The following is a 13,085-nucleotide window of genomic DNA, read 5'->3' as shown; positions in this document are numbered from 1 at the left end:
GATTCAAACTTCAAAGCAATCGATTATCCTGAAACAATCGCACAATCCATTCGATAAAAACTTTTTGTCGTGGTGAAACCAGTGTTTTTGATGGATAAAGTAAAGAAATAGGCAGGGATGGAACAGGATAGTCAGTTAAAATTTGACAAAGTGTGCCTTGCTCTAGCTCAGATAAATAACCATAACGTGGTGCTTGGATGATGCCAAAATGCTGTTTGGCTGCTGCTGCATAGGTATTTGCACCATTGACTTGAATCTTTAACGGCAATTCAAAAAACTGTGTTTTCTTGCCTGTCACAAACTCAAGCGGCAGTGGCTTTTGTCGAGCAGAAGAATAAAATCCGACCATAAAATGTGATTTCAGATCGTCTAAGCGTTGTGGTGTGCCATATTTTTCTAAGTATTTTGGACTGGCTAATGTCACTTGTTGAATATCGCCCAGATGCCTGACAATTAACTCACTATTATTGAGCTGACCTATACGAATGACACAATCAATGCTTTCTTTTATCAGATCTACATAACGGTCGCTTTCGGTGAGTTGCAACTGTATCTGTGGAAACTCAGTTAAAAAATCATCTAATTTTGGCAGAATAAAATGCGCAGCAAAAATACCATGAACTGCGATTTTTAAAGGCCCTTGAGGTTTTGCATCAAGAAAATCATGATCAGACTCATTGATATAACCCAAGATATATTTGCAGCGCTCATAATAAATATGACCTTCATCGGTTGCTTTTACCTGACGAGTGGTACGCAACAATAAGCGCGTATTGAGTTGGAATTCTAATTGTTTAATTGCATCGGTCAGTGTTGAACGTGGCAAATTTAAGATCTGTGCTGCTTTGGTAAAACTTTGTTGTTCAACCACATTGACGAAAGCAGACATTGCATTGAGTTTATCCATACGCCATTCCAATTGTTCGATTTATTCGGATAAAGATGTCAGGTTTAACTAGATTATCTGGTTTTATCTGAACAGTATCATAGAAGCGATTAGAGGTATATTTTATTCCATGAGGTTATCACGATGCATACAACAGGTCATACACAGCAAGAAAAAGTGATTTTAATTACAGGCGCTTCTCGCGGAATTGGTGCATTTACTGCCAGCTTATTAGCACAGCAAGGCCATAAGATCATTATCAATTATGCCAGTAATGATAAAGAGGCGGAGCATGTCTTGAGCAGCATTCAAGCGTTAGGCGGAACAGCGAGTCTATTTAAAGCCAACATCAGCCATTCTAATGAAGTGACTGCATTATTTGATTATGCAATTCAAACCTATGGTCGATTAGACGTGCTGATCAACAATGCAGGGATTTTGAAATTAAGTAAGATTGAACAATTAGACGATGAAAGTATTGATCAAGTTTTAGCAATTAATATTAAAGGCTCTTTATATACCATGCGTGAAGCTGCTAAGCGACTGCAAAAGGGCGGAAAAATTATTAATTTATCCAGCAGTGTGGTGGGGATGAAGCTCGAAACTTATGGTGTTTATACTGCATCAAAAGCTGCTATTGAATCCTTAACAGCTATTTTAGCCAAAGAGTTAAGAGGAAAAAATATTACGGTAAACGCAATTGCACCTGGGCCTACGGCAACTGAACTTTTTCTTGAAGGCAAAAGTGATGAATTGATTGCTCAGTTAAGCAAAGCTGCACCTTTAGAGCGTTTAGGCATTGTAGAAGATATTGCCGCAGTGTTGGATTTCGCCGTAAATGAAGCGAGTAATTGGGTCAATGCCCAAGTCCTTCGAGTCAATGGTGGGATCGTTTAATTCCAGATGAAAAATCCTGACTCAAGTCTTTAATTGGGGGCGATAGAGAATAATCACTTTATTTATCTGCTATCGCCCCAGATTCTGATGAGATCAAGATCTGTGAGAATCAAGGCTATACAAATTATTTTTTATAGGCTTTCGCTTGGGTTAAATATTTTTCCATTTCTTCATCTGGAACCATTCCTCCTCCAGTCCCCCAGACAATATGATTAGCATTTTCCAATTGCTGTTGGCTAAAGTGATGTAGCGCGGCATAGTCTTGATGTTGATTGGTCAAAATTGGTCCAAGCATACCCGCCAACGCAGAAGGTTCTAATTTAAGCTGTTCTGCATCATTGAGCATGCCCAAGAGTACATACATGGTTTCATCAGTTAATGTATAAAAACCGTCTAATAACCTTTGCATGGCTCGACCCACAAAGCCAGATGCTCGCCCAACAGCGAGGCCATCAGCAGCGGTGATATTGTCTATACCCAGATCTTGAACTGAAATTTCATCATGTAAACCTGTTGCAACACCGAGTAACATACAAGGTGAATGGGTCGGCTCGGCAAAAATACAATGTATATGATCACCAAAGGCCATTTTTAAGCCAAATGCAACGCCTCCGGGGCCTCCGCCAACACCACAAGGTAAATAAACAAATAAAGGATGTTGTTGATCAACCAAAATATTTTTTTGTTCTAATTGTTGTTTTAAACGCTGCCCAGCAACTGCATAACCTAAGAATAAGGTTTGTGAGTTTTCATCATCGATAAAAAAGCAGTTTGGATTTTCTAATGCTGCCTTTCTGCCTTGTTCTACGGCAACACCATAATCTTCAGCATATTCAACTACTGTAACATTGTGCGCACGTAACTTATCTTTCTTCCATTGACGCGCATCTGCTGACATATGCACAGTCACATCAAAGCCTAATTTTGCACTCATAATGCCAATAGAAAGACCTAAATTGCCTGTAGAACCGACCGCAATACTGTATTGACTAAAAAACTGTTTAAACTCTGGACTATCCAGTTTTGCATAATCATCCTCAATGTTTAGGCGTTGTGCTTGAATCGCAAGTTTTTCAGCATGACAAAGCACTTCATAGATACCACCACGCGCTTTAATTGAACCCGATATTGGAAGATGGCTGTCTTTTTTAAGCCATAATTGACCATGGATCGATTGTCCAAAATACTGTTCCAACTGTTGCTGCATTTGAGGAATCGCTGCCAGTTCGGATTCTATAATACCTTGAGATGCCGCTGTTTCTGGAAAGGCTTTCATCAAATAGGGTGCAAAGCGTGTCAAACGTGCACTGGCATCATCAATATCTTTTTGGTCCAACCCGACATAGGGCAGCCCTTCTACCAGTGAGGTAAAATTGGGATTAAACCACGCCACTTCTTTGAGTGCGATAAGGTCTTTAACAATTGGATATTGGGCAATCAGCTGATTAATCTGTTGAGCGTTCATAAAATACTCCTAAAGGCTTAAATAAAATGAGAAAGCAGGAAGGTGCAGCCCAATGCGGTGAGGGAGGCAAGGAAAGTTGCAGAGGTATAGTATTTAAAGGTTTCGTTTAATGTAGCACCACAGTATTGTTTGACTAACCAAAATAGAGAGTCGGTCACAATGGTAAAACCGATGGCACCTGAACCAATCGCAATCGCCATGATTTCAGGACTAATATCCGGATAGAGCGGTAACATTGGCGCAACGATTGCAGTTGCACCCATCATTGCAACAGTGGCAGAGCCTACAGCTGCATGTAAAATCAGCGCAACCAACCAAGCAAGTAAAATTGGATGCATATGCAAGTGGGAAAGCGTAACAGCCATTGAGTCAGCTAAACCACTGGCTTTTAAAATACTGTTAAATGCACCACCAGCCCCAATGATGAATAAGATGTTGGCAATTGAAGAAAATGAGTCTTCTGTGGCTTTTAATAAGCTTCCCATCTGCATATTACGACGTAGACCAAGGGTGTAGTAGGCAACAAATACCGCAATAAACATGGCGGTGATCGGATTGCCGATAAAGCCTAAAATGTGTGAAAGCTGAGTGGATGTATGACTATTTAATTCAGCCACAGTTTTGATTAACATTAATCCGATTGGAAGAAATACCGTAAATAAGGTGATTTTTAAAGAGGGTAAGCTATGTTCTTCTTTCAGGGCGAGCTTTGAAAACTCGACAGGTACTGCTTTAAACGGTAAACGTTGACCAACTAATTTTAAAAACAGTGGGCCACCAACCAGTGCGGCTGCTAAACCCACCATTAAGCCAAAAATAATCACGGTACCGACATCAGCCCCTAGTTTATTGGTGACATAAAGTGCGGCAGGGTGTGGCGGTACCACACAATGTACAGCCATTAATGCTGTGCATAATGGAATAGCCAATTTAAACAAAGAGGTTTTGGTATGCTGCGCTATAGAAAAAGCCAAGGGAATTAATAAAACCACACCAACTTCTACAAATAAAGTGATGCCACAAAATAGCCCAATCAACACCATGACCACATCACTGGATATCCAGTGACATCGCTGCAAAGACAGTGCGATACGTTCAGCGGCGCCAGAGATTTCCATCATTTTGCCGAGAATGGTACCCAATGCAATGACTGTAGCAAGGAAACCCAAGGTGCTTCCAATCCCATTTTCAATTGCATTGACCATATCCAGTAATGGCATTTTCATTGCTACACCGACAAAGAAGCTTGCCAGAAGTAAAGCTAAAAAGGGATGCAGTTTAAATTTTAAAATAGTGAAAATAATTAACCCGATACTGGTTAATAATATACCGACATCCACGAAATTGGTTTCCATACCATATATCTCTGTGACAAAAGTTGTTCTTTGTCTATTGAAGTTAAACCAGAGAAATCCGTAAAACGATGATATTTGATCTACGGGTTAAAATAATTCACTTGAAAAATAAATCCTAAATAAATTTTGATTTTTAAATGATTTATACGTTATTTATATGGGCATAGGACAGCAAGAAGCATGTGATCAATCATTTTGTTTCAGCAAAAAGGAAAAGGCATGACCAACGCACATAAAAATCTAACCGGTTTTCAGCTCTCAAAACTGTATACATTTGAAGTTGCGGCAAGACATGAATCTTTTGCACTCGCCGCTGAAGAACTGTCTTTAACCCCAAGTGCGGTAAGTCACCAAATTAATTTGTTAGAAAAAGAACTTAATATCAAACTGTTTTTACGTTTGCATCGTAAAGTAAAGTTAACCACGGAGGGACAGCGGATTTTAGCCGCTTTACAATTTTCATTAGACTCGTTAAATGTTGAAATTAAGGCACTGCAAAATCAGCAACTTGTCGGCTCACTCACGATTTATGCAAGACCATCGATTGCTCAGTGTTGGTTAGTGCCCCAATTGCCTGATTTCATCCAACGCTATCCATTGATTCAACTTTCAGTTTTAACGGGCAATGAGGATGTAAATTTTCAACGTAGCGGAATTGATATTGCGCTTTATTTTGACAATCAACCGTCTTTTCAGTTGAATTATCAGTATTTAATGGACGAATATATTATCCCCGTATGTAGTCCTGCATATGCTGAAAAATTTAACCTCTACGATCATCTAGACAACTTAAAAAACTGTACATTGCTGCATGACTGCCAAGCATGGAGTAACGGCACAGGCGCAGATGAATGGAACAGTTGGACGCAGCATTTTAATGTAAATATGGATCATTCTTCAGAGATGAGTTTTGACCGATCTGATCTGGCTTTAATTGCTGCTAAAAATCACTTGGGTATTACCATGGGACGTAAAAAACTAGTAGAAAAAGACTTGGAAAGTGGTGAGCTGGTAATGCCATTTAAAAACATGTATTTAAAATGTGATCAGCACTACTATATTACATCATTGAAAAATAATGAATTACCTAAAGTTAAAGCATTTAGTGACTGGATAAAAGCACGAGCAAACTCAGAAATAGGGCATCAATGAAAAACCCTAAACCCTAGAAAAAGCCTAAACTCTAGAAAAAGCCGAGCAAGCCTTGAATAAAAAATAACAAAATCAATTTTATGCTAAAACCTAAAAATTAATATTTTTTGCTGTTAGAATTTTTATAATACTTGATTATTATGGTGAATATTTGAGTGTTTATATTTTAATAACGCCAATCAAAATAAAAAATAAACAAACCTAAATATAACGAGAAATAAAAAGGAAAGATGCAATAAGTTTTTATATTAACAATAGGATGATGGAGGTGGAAAAGCTAAACTGAAAATGACATTTTAAAATATAAACAACAACAAAATATACGAATTTTAAGGCAGTAAGATCATCGAAAAATACAGATTCTTCCCTAAAGTCATGTTCAAACCTTTATAAAAAAGTAAAGTTTAATTATAAATATTTATTATTTTTCAATATTTTGATGGATTTTGTTGAAGGTTGAAAAGCAGATCTACTAACATTGTTATTGTAAATAAAATTGTAATTGATTATTATTCTCATTTGTTGATTGTGTGTGTATATTTGTAATCCATATTTTTACTTCTGATTTGAAGATACTGGATGACCTGAAATATACACATTTAATGATGATTAATATCATTTAATAAGATTTCTCCCTCATCAATTTAAACCCTGTTGAGCTATATGAATAGGGGTAGGATGAGGGTAATCGATATAACAAGTATCGAATTTAAATATTTATTTTTTAAATAGCAAAATGGAAAGAATTTTTTAATTCAACAAATATTCACCTCCAAGGAAACGAACATGAAAAAATTGGCGCTATGGATGACCAGTTTAACTGCAATGGCAACTGCTGGATCAGCGATTGCTGCTACAGTCGATCAATCCAATGCTTATCAACAGGCATATGCATTGTATGTGCTTTACCATCCTAATAATAAAGAGCAGAACAGTAGCACTTTAATTAAGCAATATACTCAGGACTATGCCGAATTGTTTAAGGCGAATAAAAAAGTCAATCAAGTGCAGTTTGTTCAATACGAGCAAGCACGTTTAGAGCCATTACTTAAACAGCGCCGTGAAATGTCAGAAAAACAGGCGCATGTACGTTATGGCATTCTCGATAATAATAAAGACCAGAAACTGACTTTAAAGGAATTTCAGGAGACAGGTTTAAAAACCTTTAATGAGTTTGATAAAAACTTGGATGGTTTAGTAAATGCAGAAGATGCCAAATTAGCGGGCAATAGTAATGCAACGCATGATGGATTCCGTGTGAAACTACCAATTTCAATGCCGATGCCAAGCAACATCAACGAATTTATTAGCCAATATGGTCAAGGGAAAAACTATGTAACGCTTGGAGATTATCTAACAGCGCGTGACAAACAATATTTTGCAACCGATGCGAATGGTGATCATATTGTCACTGAGAAGGAATATGTGGATGAGTTTATGCAACGTTTTGATGCCAATATCGCAACAGGTAAAGTCAAAATGCAGGAAACGGCAGCACAACAATTTCAATTGATTGGCAAAGGTAAAACAACAATTCAAGCCAGTGATATTCAAAAATTTGCTAAAAATATGGATCAAGCGATCAGTCAATAAATTATAGTCAATACGTAATAAACAGTGTCTCGGTCATCTTGAGGATGATCGAGAAATTTTTTATTTAAAAGCGATAAGCTTTTGATAAAATTATAATAATTTTGAATTAAATTTTGTTTAAAATTTATCATATATCCCATTCGAGTATGTTGCGTAGTCTTATAAATGAGTTGGATGAATTAAAAATTCAATTAAAAGGGCAAACCGAGCTCTTATTTTCTTTATTTTTCTGCTAAGATATTGCTAATAATTCTCATTCTCTTTAAGTATGTCTGATCCTATTAGCACACTATATCGTCATCACCATTCTTGGTTATATCAATGGTTAAAACGTCGCCTCAACCATAGTGAAGATGCCGCTGATTTAGCCCATGATACTTTTCTGCGTATCTTAAAGCGTAAAGATGAATTGTATTTTGATCAGCCGCGTGCAATTTTGACCACTGTTGCCAAGGGAATTTTGATTAATTGGTATCAACGTAAATCGATTGAAAAAGCCTATTTAGAGGCGCTTTCAAGCAGACCTGAATATGATGAAATTACACCTGAGCAAAAAATATCGGCAATTGAATCTTTATGTTTGATTAATCAATTACTCAATCAATTGCCTGAGCGCCAGCAACAGGTCTTTATTTGGTCACAATTAGAAGGGCTGACTCAACAGGAAATTGCAACACGCTTAAATATTTCTACCCGAACCGTGATGCGTGATCTGGTTTCAGTACTGAGTCAATGTTTAGCTGTTATGGATTAATGCCTGCATGTTGCATGATCAAATTTATCAAGAAACAGCGCAATGGATCATTAAAATCCAACACGCACCATTGAATGAAACTGAACAGCTTGAATTTGAACAATGGAAACAGCAAAGTTCCCAACACCAAGCTGCATGGTCTAAAGCCGAACGCTTATTGTATAGCCTTGAGGAATTTCCCGAAGATGGGCAGCAGCTGATTCAGCAAGGCAAGAAAAATGCCCAATTTAATTTAAACAAACAACTGGTGCTTGCCTGTTTACTGTGTTTTGGCAGTGTCATGCTATGGGACTCGGATTATCGCTATATATGGTTATCGGATTATCGTACTGCGGTGGGTCAGCAGAAACAGGTTGAGCTGGAAGATGGGACACAACTTCAATTAAATACCCATACGGCTTTGGACGTGCGTTATACAGCGCAACAACGTATTGTAAAATTACATTATGGCGAAATACAAATACGTACGGCCAAAGAAAAAAATCATGCTTATCGCCCATTCTCGGTCGAAACTGAATCGGCAAATCTGCAAGCGCTTGGCACTGTATTTAATGTTCAGTATTTCAACAACAGTGAAAAGCAAACCTGTCTAGGCGTCATAGAAAGCGCAGTGAAAGTCAGTTTGAACCAGTCCAAACACACTAAAATTGTCCATGCTGGTGAGCAGCTATGCTTTGATGATCGCAATTTTAAAGCATTACAAAGTTTAGATCCGAATATATTGGCATGGAAAAACCATATGGTCATGGCTTTTGAAATGCCGTTGGAAAAATTGCTTCAAGAGATTGGGCGCTATCAACACCAATATATAGATATTGCCCCTCAATTGAAGTCGTTAAAAGTTTCAGGTTCATATCCAGTCAATGACTTTGGCACCTTACAAACAGCATTGCAATTCAGCTATCCAATCAAAGTAGAACGTTATTTCGGGGATCGTGTGTTGAGCATTCAGCCTAAAGCTGAAAATCAGAAAAGTAAAAATAATTAAGAAATGATGTCAGTTTTTACAGACAAGGCGGGTAATACAGTTAAACCAAACAAACTGGAGAAAATTGATGAGCACGTCATTCACACTCAACCGCCTTGCATCTCGTTTAAAAACAGAAACAGCCAGTCAACATGAATATATGCATCAATTAATGGAAAAAGCCCAAGTATTTAAAGACGTCGCACATTATGCAAAATTTACTTTGTCGCAGTATTATTTTCAAAAAAATGTCGAATATTTATTTCAACATTCCAAGGTTGCAGCCTTGATTTCTGATTTAGATATTCGTGGGCGTTCACAAGCGGCTTACTTAGATCTACAAGATCTTCAGATCGAACCAGAGTCGTTGGCCTTGGTTACTGAAACGATCGGCTTTCCTGAAGCGCTGGGTTGGATCTATGTATCAGAAGGTTCTACGCTGGGTGCAGCATTCTTATTTAAACAAGCACAACAAAGTTTGGGGTTTTCCGCAGATTTTGCTGCGAGAAATTTGGCTGCCTATCCAGAAGGGCGGGCCAAAGTCTGGAAACACTTTATTGAGGAACTTGATCAGGCTGACTTTACTCAAGACGAGCAAGATCGCATCATTTACGCTGCTCAACAAGCCTTTGATTATTTTGGCGCATTATTAAAAGACATTCATTCAACATGAAGAAAGTGTCTTCTGTTAGCAATCATACACAAGGCAAAGACTTAACGCTGTTAGCGTCTTTGCCAGTAACGCCATCCGCAAATTTACATTCATCCTCAGTAGTGCGTGTGATCTGCATCATCTTGGCAATTTTGTGTCTTGTTCTCGCTGTGGTGGGCATTGTATTGCCAGGGATCCCAACTTTTGATTTCCTCTTTTTATCAACGATTTTTGCCTCAAAAGGTTCAGCACGCTTGCATCGTTGGTTACATCAAAATCGTTATATTGCAATGTTGCTCGCACAGTATCGTGGCGGTTTTAAACAGATTTCGCGTTCACGTAAATGGATGATGACATTGAGTATTTTATTCGGTACGACAATGTTAATGGTGTCTTCACTGCATTTGCACTTAAAACTTAGCCTGTTGGTCATTTTGCTGATTGGGTTGATCTGGATTTGGACCAGACCAGAAAAAATATAAATTTTCATGTCATGTTTTAACAATTCACTGGGTAATGATTATTGAAAATGAAAATCATTCACAAGTGTGGGCGTTCCTATGAAGTTTAAAAAACAAACTCTGGCCATGTTAATACAGTGCTTTTGCATCAGTGGTGTTTATGCACAAATTACTCCCAATGTTTCAATGGCAGCGAAAAAAGCGCCAGAAAAATATTATCAAATTTCAGAGAACCAATTGGGCTATGTGTTATCAAGTTTTGCAGCACAGTCGGGTATTGCCTTAAGTTATGATGCAAATATTTTAAAAGGGCTGAAAAGTAAAGGAATTACCGGGCATTATAGTGTAAAGCAAGGCTTCGATTATTTGCTTACAGATCACCCTTTTCGGGTAGAGCAGCAAGGTTCGACTTATGTCTTAATTGCTAAATCTGGCTCAGCTAAACCGAATACAGAGAAAAACACTGCGACTGGAAATACAAGCACTCCGTTAAATAACCCTTCGCTTTTCAATAATATGGACAGTGATGTTGTTACGCTTCCTCAGATTAAAGTCAATGCTGTACAACAAAAACAAAAGGTCAATACAACACAGCTGAATCGTGAACACATTAGCCGATTTAGAGGCACGGGGAATGGTGATGTGTTTTCTGATATCGCTGGTGTACAAGTCAATAGCCTGCGTAACGAAGCGGGTGCAATAGATATTGGTATCCGTGGAGTACAAGGTGAGGGACGTGTTCCTGTAATTATTGATGGTAGCCTACAATCCAGTCATACCTTTCGAGGCTATCAAGGAGAGAGTGACCGAACTTATATCGATATGGATTTGATTAGTCAGATTGAAGTCGAAAAAGGTGCATCGCGAGCGAAATTTAGTGTGGGCGGTATTGGCGGAATCGTGAAAATGCGTACACTCAGTGCAAACGATATTTTGCTGCCTAATCGTCAATCAGGTGTCATGCTAAAAGGCAGTTTTTATAACAATAACAAAGCACCACAGACCTCAGATAATGAGCGTGAGCAGATGTCTTATCTGCTTCGTAATAAACTGTCCTCGAATAATTTTCAAAATGGCGCTGGCACAATCGCTGCTGCTTATCGGAATGATGTATTCGATCTGGTGGCTGCTTATAGTAAACGGGAAGTCGGTAATTACTATGCTGGAAAACATGGCATTGATTATTATGAAGCGCGAGATATTGTTGATGTTGGACCCGGTCAAGAGGTGGTAAACACCAGTTATAAAAGTGATTCAGGCATCATCAAAGCGGGTATGAATATTACAGACGAACATCGTGTTGAAGTGAATATGCGCCGCCATATGCAAAAAGCGGGTGAGGTCATGGCTTTTTATTGGAATAGATCGCAAGTGATTGATCCCAACTCTCCACCTTGGGGATACATCGATGGTGATTATGTTCTACCCAAATATATAGAGGGCGCATATACCATGCCACAATGGTCCCTTGGAACCGCAGCGATTAATGCATTCAGTGCCAACTATACCTATAAGCCCAAGAATAATCAGTGGGTTGATTTAGAGTTCGGGGTTTGGCATACCAATGCCAAATATCGCCAGCACAATGGCATGCTTGGCATAGCCAATTCTCATTATGGCGACCAATACTGGGGAAGTTTTCAGGACTATCGTAGTGGGATTAATTTAGAAAACACCAGTAAAATTGATGCTTTAACCTTGAATTATGGTCTGACATATGACGAGCAACGGATGAAGCCACAAAACCTTATTGATACTGAAATCGCACGTGATGGATTACGTCAAGAGTCCTCTCTATTTATCAATGGCGATTATATCTTTAAAGATTTTACCCTGAGTTTAGGCAGTAAATGGCATAAGGCAAAAGTTAAGGATTATGGAGACCAGTATGTCGCAATGAGACCGGTCGCCAATTCCGATTTAAATGACAAAGGCTATGCGCTTCGAGATTATGACGGAAAGATCGACTGGATGGCGCAGCTGAATTATCAGTTGCTGAATGGTATTGATGTCTATGCAAAACTCTCCAATATGTACCGCAGTCCAAGTTTGTTTGAATCGACGGTTTCCAAACAAACCTTTAGTTATGATCCAGATTTGCCGATTAAATCAGAGAATTCTCGTCTTGTAGAGTTTGGCTTTATTGGGCACAACGATAACGTATTCACTGAAGCAGATCAGTTAAAATTCAATATCAATTATTTCCGTAATCAAACCCAAAATTTCCTTACCCAAGGAGTACAACGTAAAGAGATTGTTAATGAGATTACGCCTGATTTTATTTTGCCTTATACCACCTCATATACTTTTCTAAATTATGAGCAAGTTGTATTGAAAGGTTTAGAGTTTAATCTTGGTTACCAGCATCCAAGTTTCTTTGTAAACATGAACGGAACTTTATATCAAGCACCGAAAGTATGCCCAGCAACGAAAGATGATTGTAATGAGGTCGGAGATTCTTGGAGTCTGATTTCAACACGCTTGCCACCACGTAAACTTTTTAATATTAGCTTAGGCAAGAGTTTGTTTGAAAATAAACTCAATGTGGGGGTACGTGCCAGATATCATTCTGAAAAGAAAAATCCTAAAGGTTGGTTACAGGGTACAGGGGTGAGTGGGCGTGCGGTGACCGAAATTTCTTCGGAAACCTTAGTTGATATTTTTGCGAGCTATAAACTGAATCCAAATCTAAATCTCTCGTTTAATGTTGATAACTTAACCAATCGTTATAACTTTGACCCTGGTACAGTGATCGGTATGCCGATTCCCGGCCGTACCATCAAAGCAGGGTTCGAAATGAGATTCTAGAATCATAAAACAATCAAATCGGCAAAACCCAACTGTAAAAATATGAGTGAACAAAGTAGTGAAAAATCAGTAGCTCTAAATCAGTGGTTAGAATC

Annotated in this window: 11 protein-coding genes; 8 read left to right on the top strand and 3 right to left on the bottom strand. The window is 38.3% G+C overall.

The window, feature by feature from the left end; translation table 11 throughout:
• Window positions 1-10: 10 nt before the first annotated feature.
• Window positions 11-907: a LysR family transcriptional regulator gene (locus F981_RS01800; RefSeq protein ID WP_004717688.1), complete on the bottom strand. Its 897-nt coding sequence runs from the start codon at window positions 905-907 to the stop codon at window positions 11-13.
• Between the two features lie 123 nt (window positions 908-1,030).
• On the opposite strand from F981_RS01800, the gene F981_RS01795 reads away from it, so the two are divergent.
• Window positions 1,031-1,783: an SDR family oxidoreductase gene (locus F981_RS01795; RefSeq protein WP_004717686.1), complete on the top strand. Its 753-nt coding sequence runs from the start codon at window positions 1,031-1,033 to the stop codon at window positions 1,781-1,783.
• Window positions 1,784-1,907: 124 nt separating this feature from the next.
• Here F981_RS01795 and F981_RS01790 read toward each other — a convergent pair whose 3' ends face one another.
• Together F981_RS01790 and dsdX are read right to left on the bottom strand one after the other, a co-directional pair.
• Window positions 1,908-3,248, bottom strand: coding sequence for a D-serine ammonia-lyase (locus tag F981_RS01790; protein WP_004717683.1), 1,341 nt, complete (start codon window positions 3,246-3,248; stop codon window positions 1,908-1,910).
• Window positions 3,249-3,265: 17 nt separating this feature from the next.
• Window positions 3,266-4,603, bottom strand: coding sequence for a D-serine transporter DsdX (dsdX, locus tag F981_RS01785; protein ID WP_004717682.1), 1,338 nt, complete (start codon window positions 4,601-4,603; stop codon window positions 3,266-3,268).
• 219 nt (window positions 4,604-4,822) lie between these two features.
• Here dsdX and dsdC point away from each other — a divergent pair, with 219 nt between their 5' ends.
• The 7 genes from dsdC to F981_RS01750 all read left to right on the top strand — a co-directional run bounded on the left by dsdC (window position 4,823) and on the right by F981_RS01750 (window position 12,990).
• Entirely contained in the window at window positions 4,823-5,755 is a 933-nt protein-coding gene (gene dsdC, locus F981_RS01780; protein WP_004717679.1) for a DNA-binding transcriptional regulator DsdC, read from the top strand.
• Window positions 5,756-6,541: 786 nt separating this feature from the next.
• On the top strand, window positions 6,542-7,348 hold the full coding sequence (locus tag F981_RS01775) for a hypothetical protein (protein ID WP_004717677.1): 807 nt from the start codon (window positions 6,542-6,544) through the stop codon (window positions 7,346-7,348).
• A gap of 268 nt (window positions 7,349-7,616) precedes the next feature.
• A complete protein-coding gene (locus F981_RS01770; RefSeq protein WP_004717675.1) occupies window positions 7,617-8,102 on the top strand; it encodes a sigma-70 family RNA polymerase sigma factor in 486 nt (161 codons plus the stop codon).
• Window positions 8,103-8,109: 7 nt separating this feature from the next.
• A complete protein-coding gene (locus F981_RS01765; RefSeq protein WP_004717673.1) occupies window positions 8,110-9,090 on the top strand; it encodes a FecR family protein in 981 nt (326 codons plus the stop codon).
• 67 nt (window positions 9,091-9,157) lie between these two features.
• Window positions 9,158-9,742 carry a biliverdin-producing heme oxygenase gene (locus F981_RS01760; protein WP_004717671.1) on the top strand — a complete coding sequence of 195 codons (585 nt, stop codon included), beginning with the start codon at window positions 9,158-9,160 and terminating at the stop codon, window positions 9,740-9,742.
• Complete coding sequence (locus tag F981_RS01755; protein ID WP_004717669.1) at window positions 9,739-10,203, top strand: YbaN family protein; 465 nt, start codon at window positions 9,739-9,741, stop codon at window positions 10,201-10,203. The genes F981_RS01760 and F981_RS01755 overlap by 4 nt, the downstream gene beginning before the upstream one ends.
• 78 nt (window positions 10,204-10,281) lie before the next feature.
• On the top strand, window positions 10,282-12,990 hold the full coding sequence (locus F981_RS01750) for a TonB-dependent receptor (RefSeq protein ID WP_004717667.1): 2,709 nt from the start codon (window positions 10,282-10,284) through the stop codon (window positions 12,988-12,990).
• Window positions 12,991-13,085 lie beyond the last annotated feature (95 nt).

The sequence above is a fragment of the Acinetobacter guillouiae CIP 63.46 genome, from assembly GCF_000368145.1.
Lineage (GTDB): Bacteria > Pseudomonadota > Gammaproteobacteria > Pseudomonadales > Moraxellaceae > Acinetobacter > Acinetobacter guillouiae.
The sequence above is the reverse complement of the archived record's forward strand: the minus strand, read 5'-3'. Positions and strand labels throughout refer to the sequence as shown.